The 23,683-nt window shown below is 58.5% G+C and carries 25 protein-coding genes and 1 pseudogene; 7 read left to right on the top strand and 19 right to left on the bottom strand.

The genetic code is table 11. From position 1 onward, the window contains the following. The first annotated feature begins 104 nt into the window (after positions 1–104). On the top strand, positions 105–3,131 hold the full coding sequence (gene uvrA / locus KBY75_RS01090; protein WP_255022626.1) for an excinuclease ABC subunit UvrA: 3,027 nt from the start codon (positions 105–107) through the stop codon (positions 3,129–3,131). Between the two features lie 227 nt (positions 3,132–3,358). On the opposite strand, the gene KBY75_RS01095 is transcribed toward uvrA, so the two are convergent. From KBY75_RS01095 to KBY75_RS01105, 3 genes are all read right to left on the bottom strand, one after another. Beyond that, on the bottom strand, positions 3,359–4,135 hold the full coding sequence (locus tag KBY75_RS01095; RefSeq protein WP_255022627.1) for a response regulator transcription factor: 777 nt from the start codon (positions 4,133–4,135) through the stop codon (positions 3,359–3,361). A gap of 76 nt (positions 4,136–4,211) precedes the next feature. Continuing rightward, positions 4,212–6,545 (bottom strand): SUMF1/EgtB/PvdO family nonheme iron enzyme, encoded by a 2,334-nt coding sequence (locus KBY75_RS01100; RefSeq protein ID WP_255022628.1) that lies wholly within the window; start codon positions 6,543–6,545, stop codon positions 4,212–4,214. 173 nt (positions 6,546–6,718) lie between these two features. Next, positions 6,719–6,871: a hypothetical protein gene (locus KBY75_RS01105; RefSeq protein ID WP_255022629.1), complete on the bottom strand. Its 153-nt coding sequence runs from the start codon at positions 6,869–6,871 to the stop codon at positions 6,719–6,721. Positions 6,872–7,213: 342 nt separating this feature from the next. Here KBY75_RS01105 and KBY75_RS15410 point away from each other — a divergent pair. Beyond that, positions 7,214–7,422, top strand: a pseudogene (locus tag KBY75_RS15410) (hypothetical protein); the annotation flags it as partial. A gap of 10 nt (positions 7,423–7,432) precedes the next feature. Here KBY75_RS15410 and KBY75_RS01115 read toward each other — a convergent pair. The 6 genes from KBY75_RS01115 to purT form a co-directional block, all read right to left on the bottom strand. Then, entirely contained in the window at positions 7,433–7,846 is a 414-nt protein-coding gene (locus KBY75_RS01115; protein ID WP_255022630.1) for a PilZ domain-containing protein, read from the bottom strand. Positions 7,847–8,257: 411 nt separating this feature from the next. Next, entirely contained in the window at positions 8,258–8,653 is a 396-nt protein-coding gene (locus tag KBY75_RS01120; protein ID WP_255022631.1) for an adenylate/guanylate cyclase domain-containing protein, read from the bottom strand. A gap of 257 nt (positions 8,654–8,910) precedes the next feature. After that, complete coding sequence (locus tag KBY75_RS15415; RefSeq protein WP_396097755.1) at positions 8,911–9,165, bottom strand: 2Fe-2S iron-sulfur cluster-binding protein; 255 nt, start codon at positions 9,163–9,165, stop codon at positions 8,911–8,913. A gap of 124 nt (positions 9,166–9,289) precedes the next feature. Next, positions 9,290–9,730 (bottom strand): hypothetical protein, encoded by a 441-nt coding sequence (locus KBY75_RS01125; protein WP_255022632.1) that lies wholly within the window; start codon positions 9,728–9,730, stop codon positions 9,290–9,292. A 2-nt stretch (positions 9,731–9,732) separates the two neighbouring features. Next, positions 9,733–10,728, bottom strand: a complete 996-nt coding sequence (locus tag KBY75_RS01130; RefSeq protein ID WP_255022633.1) for an LCP family protein — start codon at positions 10,726–10,728, stop codon at positions 9,733–9,735. 67 nt (positions 10,729–10,795) lie between these two features. Continuing rightward, positions 10,796–12,013, bottom strand: a complete 1,218-nt coding sequence (purT, locus tag KBY75_RS01135; protein WP_255022634.1) for a formate-dependent phosphoribosylglycinamide formyltransferase — start codon at positions 12,011–12,013, stop codon at positions 10,796–10,798. Positions 12,014–12,081: 68 nt separating this feature from the next. Here purT and KBY75_RS01140 point away from each other — a divergent pair, with 68 nt between their 5' ends. After that, positions 12,082–12,255, top strand: a complete 174-nt coding sequence (locus KBY75_RS01140) for a cytochrome B6 (protein ID WP_255022635.1) — start codon at positions 12,082–12,084, stop codon at positions 12,253–12,255. Here the strand turns inward: KBY75_RS01140 and KBY75_RS01145 are convergent, their stop codons facing one another. Genes KBY75_RS01145 through KBY75_RS01155 form a run of 3 tightly spaced genes read right to left on the bottom strand, consistent with a single transcriptional unit; the run spans position 12,256 to position 13,901 of the window. Beyond that, positions 12,256–12,492, bottom strand: coding sequence for a hypothetical protein (locus KBY75_RS01145; RefSeq protein ID WP_255022636.1), 237 nt, complete (start codon positions 12,490–12,492; stop codon positions 12,256–12,258). Between the two features lie 22 nt (positions 12,493–12,514). Further along, positions 12,515–13,585, bottom strand: coding sequence for a phospho-N-acetylmuramoyl-pentapeptide-transferase (gene mraY / locus KBY75_RS01150; protein ID WP_396097758.1), 1,071 nt, complete (start codon positions 13,583–13,585; stop codon positions 12,515–12,517). A 40-nt stretch (positions 13,586–13,625) separates the two neighbouring features. Continuing rightward, positions 13,626–13,901: a DUF3134 family protein gene (locus KBY75_RS01155; protein ID WP_106502587.1), complete on the bottom strand. Its 276-nt coding sequence runs from the start codon at positions 13,899–13,901 to the stop codon at positions 13,626–13,628. A gap of 90 nt (positions 13,902–13,991) precedes the next feature. Between KBY75_RS01155 and KBY75_RS01160 the strand changes: the two genes are divergently transcribed. Both KBY75_RS01160 and KBY75_RS01165 read left to right on the top strand, forming a co-directional pair. Continuing rightward, positions 13,992–14,225, top strand: a complete 234-nt coding sequence (locus KBY75_RS01160) for a hypothetical protein (RefSeq protein WP_255022637.1) — start codon at positions 13,992–13,994, stop codon at positions 14,223–14,225. 18 nt (positions 14,226–14,243) lie between these two features. Further along, positions 14,244–15,452, top strand: a complete 1,209-nt coding sequence (locus tag KBY75_RS01165) for an argininosuccinate synthase (protein WP_255022638.1) — start codon at positions 14,244–14,246, stop codon at positions 15,450–15,452. On the opposite strand, the gene KBY75_RS01170 is transcribed toward KBY75_RS01165, so the two are convergent. From KBY75_RS01170 to KBY75_RS01185, 4 genes are all read right to left on the bottom strand, one after another. Then, a complete protein-coding gene (locus tag KBY75_RS01170; RefSeq protein ID WP_255022639.1) occupies positions 15,449–15,835 on the bottom strand; it encodes a hypothetical protein in 387 nt (128 codons plus the stop codon). The genes KBY75_RS01165 and KBY75_RS01170 overlap by 4 nt on opposite strands. Before the next feature lie 150 nt (positions 15,836–15,985). Continuing rightward, positions 15,986–16,348, bottom strand: a complete 363-nt coding sequence (rpsF, locus tag KBY75_RS01175; RefSeq protein WP_106502591.1) for a 30S ribosomal protein S6 — start codon at positions 16,346–16,348, stop codon at positions 15,986–15,988. 78 nt (positions 16,349–16,426) lie between these two features. Then, a complete protein-coding gene (locus KBY75_RS01180; protein ID WP_255022705.1) occupies positions 16,427–16,906 on the bottom strand; it encodes a Tic20 family protein in 480 nt (159 codons plus the stop codon). Between the two features lie 10 nt (positions 16,907–16,916). Next, positions 16,917–17,813, bottom strand: a complete 897-nt coding sequence (locus KBY75_RS01185) for a shikimate dehydrogenase (protein ID WP_255022640.1) — start codon at positions 17,811–17,813, stop codon at positions 16,917–16,919. A gap of 112 nt (positions 17,814–17,925) precedes the next feature. On the opposite strand from KBY75_RS01185, the gene dnaK reads away from it, so the two are divergent. Further along, positions 17,926–19,833, top strand: a complete 1,908-nt coding sequence (dnaK, locus tag KBY75_RS01190; protein ID WP_255022641.1) for a molecular chaperone DnaK — start codon at positions 17,926–17,928, stop codon at positions 19,831–19,833. A gap of 66 nt (positions 19,834–19,899) precedes the next feature. Here the strand turns inward: dnaK and pstS are convergent, their stop codons facing one another. The 3 genes from pstS to psbQ all read right to left on the bottom strand — a co-directional run bounded on the left by pstS (position 19,900) and on the right by psbQ (position 22,625). Further along, on the bottom strand, positions 19,900–20,889 hold the full coding sequence (gene pstS / locus KBY75_RS01195) for a phosphate ABC transporter substrate-binding protein PstS (RefSeq protein ID WP_255022642.1): 990 nt from the start codon (positions 20,887–20,889) through the stop codon (positions 19,900–19,902). A 72-nt stretch (positions 20,890–20,961) separates the two neighbouring features. Further along, the gene (locus KBY75_RS01200) at positions 20,962–22,089 is read right to left on the bottom strand and encodes an FAD-dependent oxidoreductase (protein WP_315859037.1); all 1,128 of its coding nucleotides are present in this window, start codon (positions 22,087–22,089) and stop codon (positions 20,962–20,964) included. Continuing rightward, entirely contained in the window at positions 22,086–22,625 is a 540-nt protein-coding gene (psbQ, locus tag KBY75_RS01205; protein WP_255022643.1) for a photosystem II protein PsbQ, read from the bottom strand. Before psbQ ends, KBY75_RS01200 begins: the two co-directional genes overlap by 4 nt. 135 nt (positions 22,626–22,760) lie before the next feature. On the opposite strand from psbQ, the gene purU reads away from it, so the two are divergent. Further along, complete coding sequence (purU, locus tag KBY75_RS01210) at positions 22,761–23,633, top strand: formyltetrahydrofolate deformylase (RefSeq protein ID WP_255022644.1); 873 nt, start codon at positions 22,761–22,763, stop codon at positions 23,631–23,633. Positions 23,634–23,683: the final 50 nt, after the last annotated feature.

Consider the following 23,683-nt stretch of genomic DNA (forward strand, 5'->3'; position numbering starts at 1 on the left):
AATGATTCTCGTGTTCATCGTGATCCTGGCTCGTGCCATCAACACCCTCGGCTGACAGCTAGCCGGGCACTGCTCCTAGAGTGCATCGTTGCTGAACCTGCAGGATGCCCCGCGCCAAGAGCTCTGCAGCCTCTAGCTCTGCCACCAATGGTGCAGCCGCCAGCAGAACCCTCGCCCAGACCGTTCACGAAAAGGCCCTTGACCCGAGCCGTGTGCTCAGCGGCGGCTCTTTTGAGGATGTGATCCGGGTGCGGGGCGCCCGTCAGCACAATCTCAAAAACGTCGACCTCACCATTCCGCGCAATCGCCTGGTGGTGTTCACCGGTGTGAGCGGCAGCGGTAAGAGTTCGCTGGCTTTTGACACGATCTTTGCCGAGGGCCAGCGCCGCTACGTCGAGAGCCTCTCGGCCTATGCGCGCCAGTTTCTGGGCCAGGTGGATAAGCCTGATGTGGATGCAATCGAGGGGCTCTCACCGGCCATTTCGATCGATCAGAAATCCACCAGCCACAACCCCCGCTCCACCGTTGGCACGGTGACGGAGATCCAGGACTACCTGCGTCTGCTGTTCGGCCGGGCTGGGGAACCCCACTGCCCCCAGTGCGATCGCTCGATTCGGCCCCAAACCATCGATGAGATGGTGGATCAGATCCTGGCCTTGCCCGAGGGCACCCGCTACCAATTGCTGGCGCCGGTGGTGCGCGGCAAGAAGGGCAGCCACGTCAAGCTGCTGGGCGGCCTGGTGGCCGAGGGCTTTGCGCGGGTGCGCATCAATGGCGAAGTGCGTGAGCTCGCCGACAACATCGAGCTAGATAAAAACCACGCCCACAACATTGAGGTGGTGGTGGACCGGCTTGTGGCCCGCGAGGGGGTGCAGGAGCGGCTCACCGATTCGCTGCGCACTGCTCTTAAAAGGGGCGATGGTCTGGCGCTGGTGGAGGTGGTGCCCAAGGCCGATGAGGAGCTGCCTGAGGGGGTGGAGCGGGAGCGGCTCTATTCGGAAAATTTCGCCTGCCCGGTGCACGGTGCCGTGATGGAGGAGCTGTCGCCGCGGCTGTTCTCCTTCAACAGCCCCTACGGCGCCTGCCCCGATTGCCACGGCATCGGCCACCTGCGCAAGTTCACCGCCGAGCGGGTGTTGCCCGATCCCTCCCTGCCCGTTTATGCGGCGATTGCGCCTTGGGCGGATAAGGACAATTCCTATTACTTCTCCCTGCTTTATTCGGTTGGGGAGGCGTACAAGTTTGAGATCAAGACGCCTTGGAATCAGCTCAGCGCTGAGCAGCAGGAGGTGCTGCTGCATGGCAGCCAGGAGCCGATCACCATTCAGGCCGACAGCCGCTATCGCAAGAGCGCCGGCTACGAGCGGCCGTTTGAAGGCATCTTGCCGATCCTGGAGCGCCAGTTGCGCGACGCTAGCGGCGAATCTGTGCGCCAAAAGCTGGAGAAGTTTCTCGAGCTGGTGCCCTGCGCCACCTGCCACGGCCTGCGATTACGGCCGGAAGCGCTCGCGGTGCGGGTGGGGCCCTATGCCATCCACGAACTCACGGCGGTGAGTGTGGGCGAAACCCTGCGCCGGATTGAGTCGCTGATGGGGGTGGGAGAGAGCGAGGGTGCTGATCCGTTGCTCAGTCCTCGCCAGATCCAGATCGGTGATCTGGTGTTGCGTGAGATAAGACTGCGCTTGAAGTTTCTGCTGGATGTGGGGCTCGATTATCTGAGCCTGGATCGGCCCGCCATGACCCTCAGCGGTGGCGAAGCCCAGCGGATTCGGTTAGCGACCCAGATCGGCGCGGGCCTCACCGGAGTGCTCTACGTGCTGGATGAGCCCAGCATCGGTTTGCATCAGCGTGACAATGACCGGCTGCTTAATACCTTGCTGAAGTTGCGGGATCTAGGCAACACCTTGATCGTGGTGGAGCACGACGAAGACACGATTCGTGCGGCCGATTACGTGGTGGATATCGGCCCGGGGGCGGGGGTGCACGGCGGCCACATTGTGGCTGAGGGCAGCTTTGAAGATCTACTGGCCGCAGAGGATTCCCTTACCGGTGCCTACCTAAGTGGCCGCCTCTCGATTCCGACTCCAGCGGAGCGGCGCAGCACCGGAAGCCGCCGGCTCACGATGGTGGACTGCGAGCGCAACAACCTGGCCGGCTTCGATGTGGAGATTCCCCTGGGGCGGCTGGTGTGCGTCACCGGGGTGAGTGGCAGTGGCAAGAGCACCTTGGTGAATGAGCTGCTGCATCCGGCCCTGGAGCATCAGCTGGGCATGAAGGTGCCATTTCCACCTGGCTTAGGTGAGCTGCGCGGTATCAAGGCGATCGACAAGGTGATCGTGATCGATCAATCACCGATCGGTCGTACGCCCCGCTCCAACCCCGCCACCTATACGGGCGCTTTTGACCCGATCCGCCAGGTGTTTGCGGCCACGGTGGAGGCCAAGGCCCGCGGCTATCAGGTGGGTCAATTCAGTTTCAATGTGAAGGGTGGCCGCTGTGAGGCCTGCAGCGGCCAAGGCGTCAATGTGATCGAGATGAACTTCCTGCCAGATGTGTATGTGCAGTGCGATGTATGTAAGGGAGCCCGCTACAACCGCGAAACGTTGCAGGTGACCTACAAGGGTCACACGATCGCTGATGTGCTGGAGATGACGGTGGAGCAGGCCGCCGATGTGTTCTCAGCCATCCCCCAGGCTGCTGATCGATTGCGCACTTTGGTGGATGTGGGCCTGGGCTACGTGAAGCTCGGCCAGCCAGCCCCCACCCTTTCGGGGGGTGAAGCCCAGCGGGTGAAATTGGCCACCGAACTTTCCAAGCGTGCCACGGGAAAAACGCTCTATTTGATCGACGAACCCACCACTGGCCTCAGCTTCTATGACGTCCATAAGTTGATGGATGTGATGCAACGACTGGTGGACAAGGGCAACTCCATCCTGGTGATCGAGCACAACCTCGATGTGATCCGCTGTGCCGACTGGATCGTGGATCTCGGTCCAGAAGGTGGAGACAAGGGAGGAGAGATCGTGGTCACCGGCACCCCAGAGGAGGTTGCCGAGCATCCCACCAGTCATACGGGCAGGTATCTCAAGCAGGTGCTGGAGCAGCATCCGCCTGAGGTGGTGGTTGGTTGAAGGAGGAGCTGGCTTGGGTTGTGGCTTGAGGGGAGTTGGGTGGGTGCCCCCTTTCTGGGCAGTGGGCTGCTTCAGAGGTTAACGATTGGACCTGCCCAGAAAAAGCCACCTCATTATCCTGATATACCTAGGCTTCGTTAGGCATGGAAATATATGAAGAAATATTTAGTATTTCGAACGTCAAGTAACTCACTAAGGCATTGATAGAGGAAAACATTCTTGGAACGCTAAAACCACTTTTCAAACCTAGAGAAGCCGATTTTAAGGGCAGCAATCAAAGCCTTTTGCCGATTATTGACGCCAAGCTTCTGCAACAATTTGCCACTATATGTCTGAATCGTGCGAGGGGAAAGATTTAATCGCTCTGCCATCTGCTTGTTGGTTAAGCCAAGCAAGTATCCAGAGAGTAACTGGCGATCCCTCAGTGAGAGAAAGACTCGATTATCGGGCAAAATATCACAGTAACTTGCCGATTCTGCAATGAGAGCCTCGATTGAGGGGCTTCGGTAAGTTGCATTTGAAACCAAGGCCATCAGGCCTTGTAAGATAGGATTTTCCGGAAGGATAGTATCTTTCTCAGCAATTATGGAGTCCGCTGATTGAGGCAAGTAATTCAGATCAAGATTTTCTACGAAAACGATTGTCCGCGTCTGAGTGCAATTTTCAGACACGTAGTTAATCACATCCTGAAATATGAGGTTTGAGGAATAATCAGAAATGACAACAAGACCAGGATGGTCAATTCGGAGAATATCAATGGCTTCGCTTGCTGAAACGCAGCATCCAATGCAATCATCTGGGTTCTTTAGTGACCTAAGTTGCGCGCCAAGTAATAACTGGCTAGTGCCGAGTAGTAATACTCTTGGGCTGAATCCAGTAGATAAACAGGCGAGAAGAAACCTTCCCTCATACGTAAACGCATTAGATTTGATATTAAGCATGCGCTCAACACCCTTGAGGGAGGAGCTGATGCCAACCATGATGCTGCCGCTGACTCCGCTCAACAATACTATGCTAGATATTGCCGCAGCAGCAAGTAGCTAGGTTACAGAAAAGCATCATGTTCGGAGTCGGAGACTCTCAAAGAAGAAAGTTCGCTGCCGTTAATGCTGGACTTCCAAGAACCTCAAGAGCAAAATCTGCGCGCAAATCACCATTCAAATCGGCTGAAACCACTCCATTGCGATAGCGCAATTGGCCTGGGGTAGATGGAGTGAATGATTGATCACCAATCCAGGTGAAAGCCTGAAGACCTTCGCGGGTGGAGTCAGCATCAAGACTGCGAAGGTTAATCATGTCTTTGCCGCTATCGAAATTCTTAATCCTGTCTCTGTCGGAGCGCTTGAAACGACTATCAAATACGCTGTCATAGCAAAATACATCTTTGCCACCCAGGCCGGTCAGGAAGTCAGTGCCAGAAGCAGATTCTTGAACACTAGCATCAGTAATCTCATGGCAGCAGTCTTCAGATTGATGAGAAGTTTCCTCGCAATGATCCTCAAGATGGGAGGAAGTATCAGCGGAATGATCGCTAAGATGAGGGGAAGTGCTCTTAGCATAAGGGGCGATATCAGCCATCAAGCGAGAAGCAGCAGATTGTGGCAGTGGACTAAATTGAGCGCGTATCTCACCAAGCGCCACTCTTTCAGTATGTATATTCGTATACAGCTCTCCGGCATAGATATACTGCAAGCTATCTTTGAGGCTAAGAACACTCCGGTCGGAGTCGGTCCATTCTCCCTTTAGTGTCCATATGGTAGTATTGATATTGTATGATATGCTTAGATCTTTTTCTTGATTTGGATTGATGAGGCCAATGGATACATCGCCAACGGTGAAGAAAGGCGCATGATGAAAATGCATTCCGGCTACATCATCGCCTGGATCAGACGTTCTGGGCTGCCCATCGAACCACTTACCGAAATCTAATCCAATTACATTTAGTTCATATCTCGCCTTGGTATGTTTCTTGTTCAGAGTAAGTTGAATAACCCCAGTTGCTGGAGTTCTTGTAGTCCACAGTTCATTGTTTGAACTCAGCATCCCTGAATAAACAAGTGGCTCGTTCTTGTCTACAGATGTTTTTTTGCTGGACGATGTCTTTGTGCTTGATGAGGTAGAGGGGATTGCAGACTCTTTATTCGTCGCAGAGGAAAGATTGTTAGCAGGGAAAAGATCACTAGCAGATGCAAGCCGAAAACCTGCTGCATATCCTGCATCATTCGGCATCAGGCCATCATCACGACTTGCTGTTCCTGGATCAGGGTTGTAAAAGCTAGCCCCACGTTTAGATCTTGTTCCATTAATCGAGCCATTGTAATCGCCAAACGCAGACGAAGAATCATAGATGCTTTCATTCCACTCAGTGATGTTGCCGTCTTGATCAAATGTCCCATAGTAACTAGAACTGTTGCTAAAGGAACCAACTGCTGTCAACATATTCGGCCCGATTAAGGGATCGGGCTTTGGTAGAAATTCTGAATTTGTGAATCGTGTTGATGTTCGGATATTGGCTTGATTTGGTGCATCACCTAAGGTGTTGCCGGGAGTCGAGTCGCTCTGAGTCGCCCAATTATAATAACCACCTTTTCCACCATTCAATTGCGGATTATAATAAGCTGCTTTATACCACTCGTTTTCGGTTGGGATCCAATACTTGGCTTCTGAGTTATGGGTAGCAGGTATCACTGTCAGGGTTCCTGCCCCCGTCGCTTTTCCATTGCGACCATTGTTCTCAATTGTGATATAGGTATATCCTTTTTTCTGGATCACAGAAGTGATAGTGCCACGTGCCTCAAAACCTCTGCCAGTTAGCCCACTCATTTGAGCTTGATCTCCTACTATGAGATCTAAGTTGCCTTCCGCTTTGTAGGTAATAATACTATTTTTTCGTTGAGCCCCAACAAGCTCGGCAGTTGTAATTGAGTATGCGCCCGTTTCAGTGCTCCCATCCCCCTGGCCATTATTTATCCAATTAGTAAAGCGAACAGCATCAAGAAAGTTGACATATGTAACAGGCTTGTTAGTGCTATTGAGATCCACAAGGCTGTAACCGTAATCTCCATCTTCACCTGTCCTGGCAATGCCATTCAGCAACTTGTCATATTGCATGCCTGGATTGAACAGTCCGTGAGGGTCTGTTTTGGCGACAGCATTCAAAAACTCAACATACTGCCCAAATGTAATCTCATATTTAGCGATTTTATAATTATAGTCAACGCGGCCAAATTCCAGGCCATTCGAGTCGGGCTCATCATTGGCATTGCCCAGGTCTCCAACGGATACAAATTCAATAGATGTCATTTGTTCGAGTTGAATATATTGTTTATCTTCCTGGCGTCTGCTTTTGTTGGCTATCGACCAAGGTCGATAAAATGCTGCCTGTCTTGCTGCGGAGAGCTGGAGGGCGGCCAAGGGGACGCGAGGGATGGTCGAGGCATTGAGGATCGATGCACCCACTTTTGTAGGTTTGAGTTGACCACCCTTTTCAAGGGGACCCGTTGGGTCTTGGCGACTGCTGGTGGGGACGCAGGGAGCACCAGGATCTGATGGGTGCTGGTAGATCCTGCAGGGTGCTTTGGCGGTGATCAGAAGACCTTCTGCTGCTTCAGGCGTCTGTAGAGGAGATCGAGTGCTTCCTCAAGAACCTCATCAGGTGTCTTGAAGGTCGGTTTGTGGGTGATGGGGTTGATTGCTTTCTTCTGGATCTCAATCAGGATCTGCTTTGATTCGGATTTCATTTGAAGATGTAGTTATCATGTGACTTGAGGTTCTGGTGTTCCTTCTTGATCAGGAATTTGACCAGATCACTCTTGTCAATGCGGACACGGAGTTGCAGTGCCCCGTTGTTGCTGCGCAGGGATGGTGGTTTTCTCATGGGTGCCAGTGGATCCGTAGGAGACCACATGGCTATTGGGTGGCTTGGGATCAAGCCAAGACCTCAACCCAGCAATGAAGCGGTTTGTAGCTCAGGGAGATTCAGTGGGATACAGAGCAAGGGGAATTCAGGGGAAATGGCTTGGCTTCTGGCTTTTCGATCTGAGAACCCATCAGATCCCTGATGCTCAAAGGGATCTGCCGTGATCCATAAATTGATGGATGTGATGCAGAGCCTGGTGTACGAGGGCAACTCGATCCTGGTGATCGAGCACAACCTCGATGTGATCCGCTGTGCCGACTGGTCCGGGTCACGGGCACCCCAGAGGAGGTTGCCGAGCATCCCACCAGTCATACGGGCAGGTATCTCAAGCAGGTGCTGGAGCAGCATCCGCCTGAGGTGGTGGTTGGTTGAGGCATTAGAGCTAGTGCATGCCTGTTAATTCATCTTCTTCCATTACCGGCTGATCCAGCCATGGTCTAATTGATTCGTATGCTTTAGATTCGCTGTCACTGAACTCAAATCCGGCAAGCTTCCCGTCTTGGACCTGTTCAATCCAGCGCAGAAAGATTCTATGTCTAGTGTTTTGATCTGAGGTTTCACTTTCTAAGGAAATGTAGCCGATGGAACCAGAGTCGGGCTCGAATGGCTCTTTTAGTCCCAGGCAGAGTCCGCCAATGCTGATGTTGACAATTGTGCATGGGTAGAAATCCCCATTGATGTGCAGGGTGGGCTCGGGTTGTTTGCCTCTGCTTTCGATTGGAATGCGTTGCTTTTTGCGACGATTCAGGCTTGCATCGTCATTCTTTTCGCTTGACTGTGAATCGCTCTTCCTCAAGGCTTTGGGGCATATTGTTTGATTCACTTTTGCCTTGCTGGCTGGGTGATGCAACATCGGTTTGTAAATTGCCCGCGTTTTAATTGCATCGCTTCAAGTTGATTTAGGTTTCGGTGGTAGAGATTTCATTGGGGTGATCGCTGTCGTCTGCCACCGCCATGCCTCGGGGTAGGGGCTTTTATTTTCTACTAGGTTTTATTGAGCGCGGAGGTTGGATCATCCCGTTGCTTGGCGCGGGACCGTTCATCACAGGCGTACAGTTTGTCTACCATTTTATCAGTCATATAGATCGTTATCCCAATCAGGTGCCAGCAGCATCCTTCTGAGGTGGTGGTTGTTTGAGTAGATGTTTTTGAATTATTAGCTTTCTAGGCTAACTTAAAAACTACAGCCTTGCTTGATACGGCTTGTCTAAGCAAGAGGATATACCGCCATTTCCTTGCTTACACCTTTGAGGTTGACAAGTTGTTCTCCAGCGAATAGGGTCTTGGATTCGTAGAGATTATCTCGCACATTGCTTGTGATCAGTGCGTCACAGTTATGTTCTCTTGTTTTTCTTTCTATTCTGCTTGCAATATTAACAGCATCTCCGACTAGGCCAAGCCTTAAGTCATCAATTGGTCCAATATTGCCAATCACGGCAGGTCCATAGTGAATACCGATTCCAACATCAATTTCTACGGAAAATTCATTCTTTAAGGCTTCTGATAAAACCTTAATCCTCTCTTTGATCGAGATAGCAGTTTGAACGGCGTCTTCGCAATATGATGAATGCTTCATTTCATTGATGCCAAAGACACAGCTCATTTCGTCGCCAACCCAGAGATTTACTGTGCCATTATTTTTATAATTTCTTCCTTGAGTGATGTAAAATATCGATTAAGAATATATACTAAATCCAATGCTGGGATGCTTTCTGATAATGGAGTGAAGCCTCTTGGGTCAACAAATAATAACGCTAGGCTGCGGATTACTCCTGGTCCATCTTGTTTTAATCGTCTCTTCTCGGCTTTTCTTTCGTTTGGTGGCTTAATAAGTCGCTTAATTACTACTGTTCCACCGCTCTAGAAACGGGTGGCCCATCCTAGTCGAATGTTGCCTCCCCACTTCAGTCGTTCAGCGATTCGCAGTTCTTCTGGGGATCTTGGCTCAAGCTGATCTAGACCTTCAATTACTTCGACTTTGCAGGTGCTGCAAATTGTCTTGCTTCCGCATGCCGATACCATCTCGATATCCGCCTCTGATGCAATCTCAAGCAGAGTTTTTTCTGGATGATGCCATGGGGTGCTTAATTGTGCGCAATCCCAAGTGATTCCCATGGTCTACGGAAATTTTATCAATTCATTCAGCTTAAAGCTTGCGACATGCATTTGTGTTGTTTGTTTCAACAAAATCCCCATGCCATCAGGTCCACGGCTGCAGTGGAGGCGCTGGATAGGTCACCTATTCCCGCACCGTGTAGGTAATCTGCTCTCCCACCTTAAAGATGGGAACGGTGCTATTAATTACGGTGTCTACTGTGGATATCTCGTCGGGGCTTTCATCTGTGCGTACCACCACCACTCCCGAGGGCTTGCTGTAGGTGTAGATGTTGGTGCTGTTAGATGCTTCGTAGCGGCCAGAGCCTGACGTCTTGATTGGTTTGGGACCTTTTTTGTACCACGTTTCGGTAAAGACGAAGCTGTTCTTGCCCGTGCTTACTTGATCAACCCTGCTGTAAGAACCATCGGAGGAGTTGCCACGCCATTTGGATGTCTTTGCATTCAGCGCTGAGGCGGGGTCATCCTTGCGGTGGGCGCGGGATAGCTCGTCGCAGCCGTAGACGCCAACAATCAGCAGCAGCCCAGTACCGAGGCCTAGCAAGCGATTTAGCGTGATTGCCATGGCTACTCGCTGCCAACCCCGGCGTAGTGGCTATTGCCGTTGGGCATCCAGTAGCTGAGGTCGTTGTGCCAGAACAGGCGGCCCGGAAGTTGCTGGGTGCTTAGTTTTGTGCTGGCCATCGCCGAGATCAGTTGGCCCATCTCCACTGGGGAAAGATCCGTTTTGACGTCTTCGCCGGCCACTTTCAGCAATTCCGGTAGTTGGGCCAGGGTGGAGGGCTGGGCCAGTTTGCGAAATACCTGTGCCAACACCAGCTTTTGGCGCTCCATCCGTCCTAGATCGCCCATCTCGTCATGGCGGAAGCGCAGGAAGCCCTCGAGTTGCTCACCTTTCAGCACCTGCAGCCCTGGATAAAGGTCGATGTATAGGTTCTGGGCATTGTCTACGTAGTACATCCGCTTAGGCACATCAACTTCTACGCCACCAATGGCATCGGCTAGGTGCTCCACAGCGCGCATATTCACCCGCACATAGCGATCTACCGGTGCATTTAGCAGGCTGGTGAGCTCCTGTTTCAAGGCACCCATACCACCAAATGCATAGAGGGCATTGGCTTTAATTACGCCGAACTCGCCCGATTCCACGAAGGTGTCGCGTGGCACCTGGGTGAGCTGGGTGACCCCATCCTTGAGCTGCACCGTGAACATCACATCGGTGTTTTCGCCCACCTTGTCTGTGCCGATCACAACAACGCGCCGGTTGCCGTTTCCGAAGGGGTTGATCAGGCTGGTGAGTTGGCTTGGCCCGCGCAACATGGCTGCCCAAACCCCTGAGGCCATTTGCGGCAGGGGTCCAGCAAGTCCATAGCCCAGGCCGATACCTAGTAAGAAGGCCAGAACGGGCGGTTTGCGTCGTCGAGGGTTTGGCGGTGTTTGGGGCTTGGCGTTGGTGGTTGGCGTTGCTTGACGCAGCTCGCGACGGTTGCGCAGGTCGGTGACCACAGCCCCGCGGCTGCTTTCGCGTCGGCTGCGACGCGGGCGGGGCTGGGCCTGGCTCATATGGGCTCCTATTCAGCGCACCTTAAGGGCCGGATCCCTGCTGCACCAGGGGGTGAGCGCCGCTTGTTCAGCTGGAGGCCCGCACCTGGATGTGGGCTGCGGCCATGTCTGCCTTGCGGCGTGCTTCCGCCTCACAACTGCCGCGGGCCAGGGCTACGCCCATGCGCCGCTGGGGCCGGGCGTGCTGTTTGCCGAAAAGCAGCACCTCGGTATCGGTTTCGCTAAGGGCCTGCGCTACGCCGTCGTAGGAGACCGCGGCTCCGTTGGTGTTGGCCATAATCACTCGGCTGGCAGCGGCTCCCAGGCTTTCGATCGACGGGATTGGCAGGCCGAGCACCGCCCGCAGGTGCAGTTCGAATTCGCTCAGGTTCTGGCCAACCAGCGTCACCAGGCCGGTGTCATGGGGGCGTGGCGAGAGCTCGGAGAAAATCACCTCAAGTTCATCTGGCTGATCGGAGCTGCTGCTGGGCTTCTTGCAAAGGAAAAATTCAACACCAAATAGGCCGGCGCCGCCCAGGCTGTCGGTGAGGCCGCGGGCCATGACCTGGGCTGCTTCTAGAGCGGCGGCCGGCATCTGGGCAGGCTGCCAGCTGCACTGGTAATCACCCCGCTCCTGGATGTGGCCGATCGGCGGGCAGAAGAGCGTTGGCCCTTGCCATTGCTTCACGGTGAGCAGGGTGATTTCGAGCTCGAAGACCAGGAACTCTTCCACGATCACCAGCTCGCCGGCACCTCGGGCACCCGCCAGTGCTGCCTCCCAGGCGGCGGCAATTTCTTCTGGACCCCGCACCACGCTTTGGCCCTTACCCGAGGAGCTCATCACCGGTTTGACCACCAAGGGCCAGCCCAGGCCGGCAGCAGCGCTTGCTAGTTCACTGGCGCTGCTGGCGTAGGCAAAGCGGGCGGTGCGCAGCCCCAGCTCAGTGGCCGCTAGGTCGCGGATGCGGTCGCGATTCATGGTCACGGCCGTGGCCCGGGCCGTGGGAATCACGCAGATGCCTTCCGCCTCCAGTTCCATGAGGGCATCAACCGCTAGAGCTTCTATCTCTGGAATCACCAGATCGGGCCGGTGCTGGCGCACCACCGCCTTGAGCGCTTCTGGGTCGGTCATGGCGACCACCTCAGCGACATCAGCCACCTGCATGGCCGGTGCGTTGGCGTAGCGATCCACTGCGATCACCCGGCAGCCGAGCCGCTGGGCTGCGATGGCCACCTCCTTACCCAGCTCACCACTGCCGAGCAGCATCAAGGTGGCGGGAAGAGTGGCAGGGGTGGGAAAGGTCATGGTGGTCGCTCGGATCGCGGGCGGGACAGCAAGATGGAACTGATCTTTTTGCACACCGGGGCGCGTTGATGGCTTGGCTGTTGAGATTGCCCTTGGGTTTCAGTACGGCTGGGGACGCTGCCAACGGCCTGTTGTTTGGCTGGGACATCGCCACCTTGCAGAAATGGGCCCTGATCTACCTAGGTCTTTCCTCCCTGGCTTTTGTGGTGGTGTGGCTGGTGGGCTATTTGCGTCGAAACTGATTAGCTCAGCAATGTCAGCTGCCGCACCGGCGATTCCTCGTTGATGAAGCCATAGGCCTCAAATACGGTTGGATCTGGGTGGGTGATGTGTTGGCCATCGCTGTGGCGCTCCAGCTGAAAGCCCTCGCTGGCCATGCGGCGCATCAGGGCAGCGGCCTCCTCGAAGCGGGCAGCCATGGCGGCCAGGCTGGCGCAGTCGGAGCTCAGGCCGGTGTCCTTCCAGGTGAAGTAAGCCATGGGTGATAAGCGAGGGCAGGGCTTAGGGCAGCAGCACTAAACCCAATCCCACCAGTAGCAGGCTGGCGAGCCAAAAGCGGATCACGACCACCTGTTCGTTGAGCCCACCAAGCTCGAAGTGGTGGTGCAGCGGCGCCATCTTGAACAGGCGCCGGCCCTGGCCCGTGGCTGGGTCTTTGGTGGCCTTGAACACCCACACCTGCAGGATCACCGACAGCGATTCCGCCAGGAAGACGCCGCCCATCAGCAGTAGGGGCCAGAGGCTATTGGAGAGCAAGGCGACGGCGCTGAGGGCTGCACCCATGGCCAGCGAGCCGGTGTCGCCCATGAACACTCGAGCCGGGTGGCGGTTGTGGACCAGAAAGCCCAGCCAGCAGCCGGCCATCGCGGCGCAGAAACCGGCCATAGCCGCATCGCCTTCATGGCCCCGCAGCATCAGCTGCAGCCCTATGCCTGTGAACACAACGGCGCCGCAGCCTGCGGCCAGGCCGTCGAGGCCATCGGTGAGGTTGGTGGCGTTGCTTTCGGCCATAAACACAAACAACCCCAGCGGCCAGATCAGCAAACCGATCGGCAGCACCCAGCCCAGGGGCAGGGCGATGTCGCCGGGGGAGGCCCCACCCAGCCACTGGCCTGCTGCGGCCCAGATCAGAAACAACAGGGCCGCGCCGGCCTGGAGCAGCAATTTGCCCCGGGGAGTGAGGCCCGTGTTGGTGCGGCGGGTGAGGCTGCGCCAGTCATCGACGGCGCCGATCGCCATGTAGGCCAGGGTTACGGCGGCAACAGCAAGCAGGCGGGGATCGCTTGGGCTCAGCAGGCCGCCCACCAGCACCCCCACGGGCACCACCAGCAGTCCGCCCATGGTGGGAGTGCCTGCCTTGCTGAGGTGGCCTTGGGGCCCCTCAGCGCGAATCACCTGGCCGAGCTTGAGCTGGCGCAGTCGCGGCACCCCCCAACCGGTGACTCCAGCGCTGATTAGGCCGGCAACTAGCAGCGGCACGGTGAGCTGGGGCGCGCCGCTAAGCCAATCGCACAGCAGACAGGCCAGCAACAACAAACCGCTGAGTAGGGCAGCCGGGGTCGAAACAAGCAAGGGAAAGGGACGGCGACCGCTCCAGTTTCCCTTGCGGAACTCAGTCTTCCCAGTCTTCGTCTTGTTGTTCGTCGTCCTTGTTGTAGTCCTCCTTCTCGCCCATCAGGGCGGAAAGCTCCTCCTCTTCCACCGTGCTCACTTCGGTGCTGGCGGTTTCTTCATCCGCTACCAGGCGGCCACTGCTCTCAAGCCAGCTCAGCAGATCGGGCTCATCGCGCAGGGGCAGCACCGGGGCTGGATCGCTGCGCCGGTAGCGGGTCAGCGAGGGATTGATCGTGTCAAGTCGACTGCTGTCACTGGTCGCGAGTGTGCTCATGCGTGCGCCTACCGGTAGCTAGGTCTGGGGCTAGGCCCATACAGACCAATCAGTCACCATAGCTGCAAAGCAAATACAGCCCTCCAGCCCATGTCCACCAGCAGCCAAAAGGCCAGCCCCCTAGCCGGGGTGCTGAAGGTCTGGGCCCTGGCCCTGGCCATCAGTGCCGCGCTGGCCGCAGCGGGCGAGCGCTGGCCCCAGCCGTTGCCCCTGCAGCAGGGGGTGGTGTGGCTTCTGGTGGGCCTGCCGCCCCTGCTAATGGGGTTGTGGTTGCTGACCCACTGGTCCCTGCCACACCCCGACAGGGGAGAATCGTGCAACTAAACGCATGGAGAGGCGTTGATGGGTCGGGCGAAGAAGGCGGTGCTGGCCTATTCCGGCGGCGTAGACACCAGCGTCTGCATTCCCTACCTGAAGCAGGAGTGGGGCGTGGAGGAGGTGATTACCTTCGCCGCCGACCTAGGTCAGGGCGACGAGCTCGAGCCGATTCGCCAGAAGGCGCTTGATTCAGGGGCCAGCCAGTCGATCGTGGGCGACCTGATCGAGCCCTTCATCACCGAATTCGCCTTCCCGGCTATCCGGGCTAACGCCCTCTATGAAGGCCGCTATCCCCTCTCCACAGCCCTGGCCCGGCCCCTGATCGCGCGGCGACTTGTGGAGATTGCCCGCGAGGTGGGCGCCGATGCGGTGGCCCACGGCTGCACCGGCAAGGGCAACGATCAGGTGCGCTTCGATGTGGCCATCGGCGCCCTCGCCCCCGACCTCAAGGTGCTCACCCCGGCGCGGGAGTGGGGCATGAGCCGCGAGCAAACCATCGCCTACGGCGAGCGCTGTGGCATTCCCTCGCCGGTGAGCAAGAAATCGCCTTATTCGATCGACCTCAACCTCCTAGGCCGCTCGATCGAAGCCGGCCCCTTGGAGGATCCAAACGTGGAGCCGCCCGAGGAGATCTATGCCATGACCGTGTCGGTGGATGCGGCGCCGGATCAGGCCCAGATCGTTGAGATTGGCTTTGAGCAGGGCAACCCGGTGAGCATCAACGGCCTGCGCCTCGATCCGGTGAGCTTGATCCGCCAGGCAAATGCCCTGGCCGGCAGCCACGGCTTCGGCCGCCTCGACATGGTCGAAAACCGGGTGGTGGGCATCAAGAGCCGGGAGATCTACGAAACCCCTGGCCTGCTGCTGTTGATCAAGGCCCACCAAGAGCTGGAGAGCCTCACCCTGGCGGCCGATGTGTTGCGCACCAAACGCCAGCTCGAGCAGCAGTGGGCGGATCTGGTGTATCAGGGCCTTTGGTATGGCCCGCTCAAGGATGCGCTTGATGGCTTCATGGAGCGCACCCAGCAAACCGTGAACGGCACCGTGCGGCTGAAGTTGCACAAGGGCAATGCCACCGTGGTGGGCCGCAGCAGTGCCAGCCACAGCCTCTATGTGCCCGATATGGCTACCTACGGCTCCGAAGATCAATTCGACCACAAGGCCGCCGAGGGCTTTATCTACGTCTGGGGTCTGCCTACCCGCCTCTGGGCGGCCAGCCAGCGCCGGCGTTAGGGCCCCTGGTTAGGGCTGAAGCCAAAGGCATGGAGTAGGGCTTGGCGCAGTCGTGGTCTGGCAGGCTCTTGCTGGGGCAGCAGGAGAGGCTGGGTATTCGTATCGCTGCCAGGCTGTAACTGCAGCAGGTGCTGGCGCAGGTTGGCGTTGTCGCTGAGCAGCCGCTGTTGCTGGTCGAGCATCGGCTGCAGTCGCTGCCGAAATTTGTCTTCAAACAGGCCGGGGAGGTCTTCGAGCAGGGCCTGCATGGCCTGAAGCTCCTCCCGAGTTTTGCCAAGTTCCTGTTCCAGCTCGTTTTGGCGCTCTTGCTGCTGGTGCCACGAAAAAACCGAAGTGACAGAAGGCTGCCACTTCGGTGCTGGTGGTATGGCATCAGGCTCCATGGGCGGAGATTACGAGTGGGCCCGATTTTTTACAAGCCAGGCCTGTAGTCAGCTCCGCAGCTATTTGGAGTCCCTAGGTCAGATTTAGTCCTCAGGTCAGACCGAGTTCTTTGGTCAAACCGAGTCATAAGGTCAAACTAGGTCCCTGGGTCAGACGGTGGCTGGTTCCATGGGAGCGGCTTCAGTGCTGGCGCCGGGCAGGGTGCGTGGTGCCGGCATCGGGCCGTCTTGCTTGACGGTGAGATAGCGAATCACATCTTCTGAAAGACGCATGGCCCGCTCCAGCGGACCTACCTGTTGGCCGTCGCCGTTGTGGTTGAGCTGCACGTAGATGCCCTCGCGGTGCTTGGCGATCGAATAGGCCAGGCGGCGCTTGCCGCGCATCTGGCAATCCAGCACCTCACCTCCGGATTCGGTGACCAGATCGCGGTACTTGGCGACATGGGTTTCCACCTCTTCTTCCGGAATATCCGGGCGAAGGATGTACATGGTCTCGTAATAGGGCTGCGTCATGGTCGCTTCGGGGTTGTCGCCTCAGGAATTGGGGCAGCGGCCGGCGGGCTGATGCCCACCAGCGACGGATCAATCACCTTACAGCTGCATCCGAACGGCTTCCGAGAGGCTGGGAATATCGGCTTCCTTACCCCGCAGGTTTTGCACTACTGCAAACAGCACCAGCACCAAAATGCCGATAAACACTGTGTTGCTTAGGGTTTTGCCGACGAAGTCCAGGGCGCCGAGCTGCAGCACCTGGAAGGCCAGGCTCACCAGTACCACCACGATGTCGATCAGGATCGCCTGCAGCACGTTGAAGCGGATCACGTAGGGCACCTTGTTGTTGCGCACCACCGCCAGAAACAGCACTAGGAACAGCACCAGCCCGCCAAAGGGCACCGCCTGCTCCAGCAGGGCGATCGGCAGGATCGGAACCCCAAGCCATTGCAGTGCCGGGAACAGGCCGAACAGCCCCCGACCGAAGGAGAAGGCGTCGCTCCAGGGCAACAGGTAGGCCAGGGCCGCCAGCAATCGCTGCCAGATCGGGGGATCCTGCATGGATGGAGAAACTTCCAGAGCCCTAAGGCTAGGGGCCCAGCTGGGCCAGGGCTGCCGCGCGCATCGCTGCTACGGGCACTTGCTCAAGCCCGCTCCAGCGCCGTAGGGAGGCGGCCCCCTGCTGCACCAGCATCTCCAGGCCATCCAGGCCCCGGCAGCCCCGTTGGCTCGCCGCCAGCAGCAGGGCCGTGGGTCTAGGGGTGTAAATCAGGTCGTACACAGTGGAGCCGGGTTGCAGGGCTTCCAGTTCGCCGGGGCTGAGTGGGCAGTGCCGGGCCGCATCCGGATTGCCAGCGGCAGCCATGCCCACGGGTGTGGTGTTGACCACTAGGTCTGCCAGGGCCAGGGCCTCGGCCAGCGCCGCGCTGCCCTCAGCCCATTCCAGCCCCCGCAGTTGGGGCGCCCAGCTGTGGCAGGTGGCCAGCAGGGCTGCAAGGCGATCGCTGCTGCGGCCTGCCATGGCGATCGAGCTGCAGCCCAGTTCCACCAAGGCTGCCACCACAGCTCTGGCACTGCCGCCACAGCCCAGCACCACCGCTCGCCGCCCCTGCCAGTTCTGCTCAGTGCTGCGTAGGGGAGCCAAGAAGCCCTCTATATCTGTGTTTTCCCCCAGCCAGCCCCCCTGCTGGTGCCGTACCAAGGTGTTCACCGCACCCACCCGTTGCGCCAGGGGCGAGAGGCTGCGGCAGAGCCCAGCTACGGCTTGCTTGTGGGGCAGGGTCACGTTGAGGCCGCGGCAGTCAATGGCCTCCAGCCCTTGCACCACCACCGCCAGTTGGTCTGGGCTGGTGGGCATGGCCAAGTACACCCAGTTGAGCCCCAGCTCCGCCAGGGCTGCGTTGTGCATTGCCGGCGATAGGGAGTGGCGCACCGGATCCCCGAGAACCCCAGCAAAGGCAGTGCTTCCGGAGATCGGCTGGGGCATGAAGGTGGGCTGGCTGGCTGGACCTGTTCGGGAACCACCCCTCGCCTGGGATGGCCCCAGCTGCTGAAGATGCTCCAAGTCAGATCCACTCACCGTAAGGAGTTAGTAACCCATGGGCAAGGTCGTTGGCATTGATTTAGGCACTACAAACAGCTGTGTCGCCGTTATGGAGGGCGGCAAGCCCACCGTGATTGCCAACGCCGAAGGGTTTCGCACCACACCCTCCGTGGTGGCATACACCAAAAACCAGGATCAGCTGGTGGGCCAAATCGCCAAGCGTCAGGCGGTGATGAACCCCGAGAACACCTTCTATTCGGTGAAGCGCTTCATTGGGCGTCGCGTTGATGAAGTCAACGAAGAATCGAAGGAAGTGAGCTATGGCGTTGAAAAGGCCGGCGCCAATGTGAAGGTCAAGTGCCCGGTCCTCAATAAGCAGTTTGCCCCCGAGGAGGTGAGCGCCCAGGTGTTGCGCAAGCTCGCCGAAGACGCTGGTAAGTATCTCGGTGAGACGGTGACCCAAGCGGTGATCACCGTTCCCGCCTATTTCAACGACTCCCAGCGCCAAGCCACCAAGGACGCCGGCAAGATCGCTGGGCTTGAGGTGCTGCGCATCATCAACGAGCCCACGGCGGCCGCTCTGGCCTATGGCCTCGATCGCAAGAGCAACGAGCGCATCTTGGTGTTCGACCTGGGTGGCGGCACCTTCGACGTCTCCGTGCTCGAGGTGGGCGACGGTGTGTTCGAGGTGCTCTCCACTTCCGGTGACACCCACCTGGGCGGCGATGACTTTGACAAGGTGATCGTTGATTACCTGGCCGCCAGCTTCAAAGCCAATGAGGGCATTGATCTGCGTCAAGACAAGCAGGCGCTGCAGCGTCTCACTGAAGCTGCAGAGAAGGCAAAAATCGAGCTCTCCAGCGCTACCCAGAGCGAAATCAACCTGCCGTTCATTACTGCCACCCCGGAGGGTCCTAAGCACCTCGACCTCACCCTCACCCGGGCCAAGTTTGAGGAGTTGGCCTCCAAGCTGATCGACCGTTGCCGCGTGCCGGTGGAGCAGGCCCTTAAGGACGCCAAGCTCTCCTCTGCTGAGCTCGATGAAATCGTGATGGTGGGTGGCTCCACCCGCATCCCGGCGGTGCTTGAGCTGGTTAAGCGCGTTACCGGTAAGGACCCCAACCAAACCGTCAACCCAGATGAAGTGGTGGCCGTTGGTGCCGCGATCCAGGGCGGTGTGTTGGCCGGTGAGGTCAAGGACATCCTGCTGTTGGACGTCACCCCCCTGTCTCTTGGCGTTGAGACCCTCGGCGGCGTGATGACCAAGATGATCACCCGCAACACCACCATCCCCACCAAGAAAACCGAGGTGTATTCCACGGCGGTGGATGGTCAGACCAATGTGGAGATCCACGTGCTCCAGGGTGAGCGTGAGATGGCCAGCGATAACAAGTCGCTCGGCACCTTCCGCCTCGACGGCATTCCTCCTTCACCCCGCGGCGTGCCCCAGATCGAGGTCACCTTCGATATCGATGCCAATGGCATCCTCAGCGTCACCGCTAAGGACAAGGGCAGCGGCAAGGAGCAGAGCATCTCGATCACCGGAGCCTCCACCCTCAGCGACAACGAGGTGGAGAAGATGGTCAAGGATGCTGAGACCAACGCTGCTACCGATAAGGAGAAGCGCGAAAAGATCGACCTGAAAAACCAGGCTGAAACCCTCGTTTATCAGTCGGAGAAGCAGCTCGGCGAGCTCGGCGACAAGGTGGGCGCTGAGGACAAGGCCAAGGTTGAATCCTCCTCAGCCAAGCTCAAGGAGGCGATCGCTAAGGAAGACTTCGACACCATGAAGTCTGAGCTCGAGACCCTGCAGCAGGCCTTGTATGCAGCTGGTGCCGCTGTGTATCAGCAGGCTGCAGGAGCTGAGGCCGGCGGCGCTGCCCCTGGGGGCAATGGTGCCGATGCGGCTAGCTCTGCCTCCAGCGACGACGTGATCGACGCTGAATTCACCGAAAGCAAGTAATCAGATTTATTGAGCGCCTTTAGGTGATCTTTAGCCCCCCGTAAGGGGGGGCTTTTTGATGGGGGCTCAGGGGCCAACGCTGGCCAGGGCATCCTTTGCTTTTGCTAAGACAGGAGCGGGCAGGGGGATGTAGCCCAGAGATGGAGCCTGCTTTTGGGCTGCATCGCTGAGGGCGTAGTTGAAGGTGCGCTGCAGGGAGGGCAGTTTGGCTGCATTGCCATTTTTGTAGAGCAGCACCCAGGTGAAGGTGACGATCGGGTAACCGGCGCTGGGGTTGGGATCGTTGCCGGTGAGGTCAGACCCCAGGTTGATCGTGGCCAGAGCCTGTCTGGAGCTGACGGCATCAGGCAGGGCGTAGGCCCCGGCCCGGTTGGCGATCGCGGCCGCCTTGAGCACGCCTCGCACATAGGCCGCCTCCACGTAGCCAATGCTGCCTTTGGTTTGCAGGAGGCTGGCGGCGACGCCCTCATTGCCTTTGGCGCCCACACCGGTGGGCCAGTTCACCGACTTACCAACGCCGGACCCTTTCTTCCAGCTGGGGCTGAAGGCGGCCAGTGAGTTGGAGAAGTTGTAGGTGGTGCCGGAGCTATCGGAGCGCACCACCACCTGGATCGGCTGATTGGCGCAGCCCAACTGCTGGAAGTTCTTGATCTTGCCCTCAAAGATCTGCACCAGCTGGGTCTGGCTGAGCTTGAGGTTGCAGTCGGGCAGGTTGTAGGCCACGGCAATGGCGCCGGCGGTGAGGGGCAGTTGCACCACGCCGCGTTTGATCGCTGCAGCATCTTTGGCGTCCAGGGGTTTGTCGCTGGCTGCAAAATCCACCGTGCCGGCTTGGAACTGGCGGATGCCGGCACCGGAGCCCACCGACTGGTAGTTGACCCGAATCTTGTCCTTGCTTGCCAGGTCTGCAAACCAGCGTTGGTAGAGGCCCGCCGGGAAGCTAGCGCCGGCGGCTTGTAAGGTCTGGCTGCTGCTGCAGCTGCTCAGGCTGATTAGGGCAGCTAAGCCGAGGGCGCTCCTCAACAGGATGCTGGGGCGAAAGCGGCTGACGGCCATGGAGGCAGCTGGTGAAGGGTGGCGTCCCGGCAGGTTAGGGCTTGATTAAGAAGGTTTTTGCTTGCTGGTTTGTCAGCCTTGCTCCAGTTGCTCTGCCACCCATTCAGCTGTCGCCGGTGCCAGCAGCACGCCATTGCGGTAGTGGCCGCTGGCCAGCAATAGGCCCGGCTCCAGCTGCTCGAGCAGGGGCGCTGGGCGTCCGATCGGATGGGGCCGGTGGCCCTGCCACTGGCGCACCACGGTGGCCTGTTGCAGCCAGGCTGGCGCGGCACCACCGAGCTGTTGCAGGTTGGCGAGGGCGGCCGGATCGGCTTGATCGCCAGGCTCCAGGGTGGCCCCCAGCCAAAGCTTGCTGCTGGCACGGGGCACCAGGTTGAGCCCCTGCCACACCACTGCCCCAGGCCAGGGGACTGCCCCAGACCGGGTGCTGGTGCTGCTCCAGTTTGTGGGGAGTGGCAACTCCAGTTCCAGGGCCTGGCCTAACACCGGCTCCATGGGCACCTGGTGGCCTAGGTCCGCCAGCAGAGCGCTACTGGCTACCCCGGCGCTCAGCACCACAGCTTCCACTTTCAGATTTTCGCCGTAGCGAGTGTGAACGCTCCAGCCACCGGGGCGTTGCTCTAGGCGCTCAACCCGATCGCAGCAGGTCTGCAGACCCAGCCTCAGGCCATCGGCTAGCAGGGCTGCGAGGGCGGGCCCTGGATCCAGCTGCCCGTCGGCCGGGGAGTAGAGCCCGCCGAGGGCTCCGATCGGCAGGGTGGGTGCCAGGGCATCAAGCCGGGGTTGATCCCAGAGCTCCAGGGCCATGCCCTGCTGTCGCCGGCTTGCCACCAACTGGCGCTGGCGCTCCAGTTCCTCAGGCGTGCTGGCCAGCAGCAGCAAGCCGGGTCGCCAGGGCAGGGCCCAGCCCTGCGCCTGCAACTGCTGACGCCATTGGCCCCAGAGCTCCAGGCTGCGTTGGCGCAGGCGCCAGGCCCGGCCGCTGTTGCGGTGAAACACCTGGGCCATCAGCACCCCCAGGGCTGCCTCGCTGCCTGAGCTGGGGTCGCGCTGGCCGTCCAGGCCTTGATCGAGCAGCAAAACTCGGTGGCCACGCTGCAGGAGCAGCCAGGCGCAGGCCCGGCCCACCAAGCCGGCGCCGATTACAGCGATCGAAAGGCGCCTAACGGCTGATCCGACGGGGTGGCTCAGCTGGATCAGATTTGCTTGAGGTCTTCCTGAACTTGGGTGGGCAACACCTGGGCATAGAGACCAAAACCGCTCGCGACCTTGATGTAGCCCTTACGCAGCTTGTCGCCGTCTTGAAGGCGGGCTGCCTCATCGAGCTGGGCTAGGGCCGTTTTTAGGGCGGTGGCGCGCTTTTCGGCCTCGGGACGGTCGGCGGGCAGCAGCCTTTGGTTGATGTAGCTCATTTCCCGGCCCACTTCCTGCATAGGGCCGTGGATCAAGTTGGCAGTGAATACCCAGTTGCGGTCGTTTACGAGGGCGGCCAACTCGGGTAGGCGGTTGCGGGCTGCCAGGAAGCCCTCGGCTTGGCGCTCGATCAGGGCCATGTCCTCTGGGCTTATGGTCGGCGGCTTCTTGCCCTGGCTGCCGTCACAGGCGCTCAGGCCAAGGCAGAGCACGGTGGCAAGGCAGAGCACCAGTAAACGGCGCAGCTGCTGGCCAAAAGTGGTTTGGCCAAAAGCGGTTTGGTTAAAAGCAGTGAAAACCGCAGGAATCCGCGCAGAAGCCATCAGCAGGTACCAACAACGTTTCGTGGGGGTGAGTTTATCGGGGCAGGCTGGCTCTTCCGGCCTGTCTGTTGCCCCTCGCAACCTGGCCCTAAATGCCGCCGAGGTGCTACGTCTGAACTGACGTTGACCATGGCCATGACTACCGCCACCGCCATCCTGCAGATGATCTGCCCGGATCAACCCGGATTAGTGCGGGAATTGTCTGGCTGGGTGGCAGCTAACGGCGGCAACATCGTGCACGCCGACCACCACAGCGATCAAGGCGCCGGCTTGTTTTTGAGCCGGATTGAGTGGCAGCTTGAGGGTTTCGGGCTGCCGCGGGAGGCGATCTGTCCCACGGCCAGCGCCCTGGCGGAGCGATTGGGCGGCCAATACAAGGTGAACTTCTCAGATGTGCGCCCGACGGTGGCGATCTTCGTGAGCAAGCAGGACCACTGCTTGCTGGATTTGCTGTGGCGCACGCGCACGGGCGAGTTGCCGATGCAGGTGCCGCTGGTGATCTCCAACCATCCCGACCTTGGCGCCATGGCCGAGGAATTTGGGGCCCGCTTTGCCCATGTGCCCATCTCAGCCGCCAACCGGGAGGAGGCTGAAGCACGGCACCTGGAGCTGCTTGCCGAGCACGGCATCGAGCTGGTGGTCCTGGCCAAGTACATGCAGGTGCTGACGCCGGCATTTTTGGAGAGCTTTGATCCACCGGATGCTTTTCATCGAGTGATCAACATCCACCACTCTTTTCTGCCTGCCTTCCAGGGCGCCCAGCCTTATCACCGGGCCTGGGAGCGGGGCGTGAAGCTGATCGGTGCCACCGGTCACTACGTGACCGAGCAGCTGGATGGGGGGCCGATCATTGCCCAGTCCACCGTGCCCGTGGGCCATCGCGATGAGGTCGCTGACCTGATCCGCCTCGGCCGCGACTGCGAACGCCTGGCCCTAGCCCGGGCCGTGCGCCTGCACCTCAAGCGCCAGGTGATGGTTTACCGGGGGCGGACGGCGGTGTTTGCTTGAGGTGATGGTTCTGATGATGGCGACAAGCCTGTGGGCGTGACGTTTGTCAA

The organism is Cyanobium sp. T1G-Tous (assembly GCF_024345455.1).
Classification (GTDB): Bacteria; Cyanobacteriota; Cyanobacteriia; order PCC-6307; family Cyanobiaceae; genus Cyanobium_A.

Coding starts and splice junctions, on each gene's coding strand:
- purU (WP_255022644.1), top strand. CDS start 22,761: ATGACTACCGCCACCGCCATCCTGCAGATGATCTGCCCGGATCAACCC.
- KBY75_RS01120 (WP_255022631.1), bottom strand. CDS start 8,653: ATGAGCTGTGTCTTTGGCATCAATGAAATGAAGCATTCATCATATTGC.
- KBY75_RS15415 (WP_396097755.1), bottom strand. CDS start 9,165: ATGGGAATCACTTGGGATTGCGCACAATTAAGCACCCCATGGCATCAT.
- KBY75_RS01145 (WP_255022636.1), bottom strand. CDS start 12,492: ATGGCTTACTTCACCTGGAAGGACACCGGCCTGAGCTCCGACTGCGCC.
- KBY75_RS01185 (WP_255022640.1), bottom strand. CDS start 17,813: ATGCCCCAGCCGATCTCCGGAAGCACTGCCTTTGCTGGGGTTCTCGGG.
- KBY75_RS01105 (WP_255022629.1), bottom strand. CDS start 6,871: ATGAAATCCGAATCAAAGCAGATCCTGATTGAGATCCAGAAGAAAGCA.
- dnaK (WP_255022641.1), top strand. CDS start 17,926: ATGGGCAAGGTCGTTGGCATTGATTTAGGCACTACAAACAGCTGTGTC.
- rpsF (WP_106502591.1), bottom strand. CDS start 16,348: ATGACGCAGCCCTATTACGAGACCATGTACATCCTTCGCCCGGATATT.
- KBY75_RS01160 (WP_255022637.1), top strand. CDS start 13,992: ATGTCCACCAGCAGCCAAAAGGCCAGCCCCCTAGCCGGGGTGCTGAAG.
- KBY75_RS01155 (WP_106502587.1), bottom strand. CDS start 13,901: ATGAGCACACTCGCGACCAGTGACAGCAGTCGACTTGACACGATCAAT.
- KBY75_RS01165 (WP_255022638.1), top strand. CDS start 14,244: ATGGGTCGGGCGAAGAAGGCGGTGCTGGCCTATTCCGGCGGCGTAGAC.
- KBY75_RS01170 (WP_255022639.1), bottom strand. CDS start 15,835: ATGGAGCCTGATGCCATACCACCAGCACCGAAGTGGCAGCCTTCTGTC.
- purT (WP_255022634.1), bottom strand. CDS start 12,013: ATGACCTTTCCCACCCCTGCCACTCTTCCCGCCACCTTGATGCTGCTC.
- psbQ (WP_255022643.1), bottom strand. CDS start 22,625: ATGGCTTCTGCGCGGATTCCTGCGGTTTTCACTGCTTTTAACCAAACC.
- uvrA (WP_255022626.1), top strand. CDS start 105: ATGCCCCGCGCCAAGAGCTCTGCAGCCTCTAGCTCTGCCACCAATGGT.
- KBY75_RS01130 (WP_255022633.1), bottom strand. CDS start 10,728: ATGAGCCAGGCCCAGCCCCGCCCGCGTCGCAGCCGACGCGAAAGCAGC.
- KBY75_RS01125 (WP_255022632.1), bottom strand. CDS start 9,730: ATGGCAATCACGCTAAATCGCTTGCTAGGCCTCGGTACTGGGCTGCTG.
- pstS (WP_255022642.1), bottom strand. CDS start 20,889: ATGGCCGTCAGCCGCTTTCGCCCCAGCATCCTGTTGAGGAGCGCCCTC.
- KBY75_RS01140 (WP_255022635.1), top strand. CDS start 12,082: ATGGCTTGGCTGTTGAGATTGCCCTTGGGTTTCAGTACGGCTGGGGAC.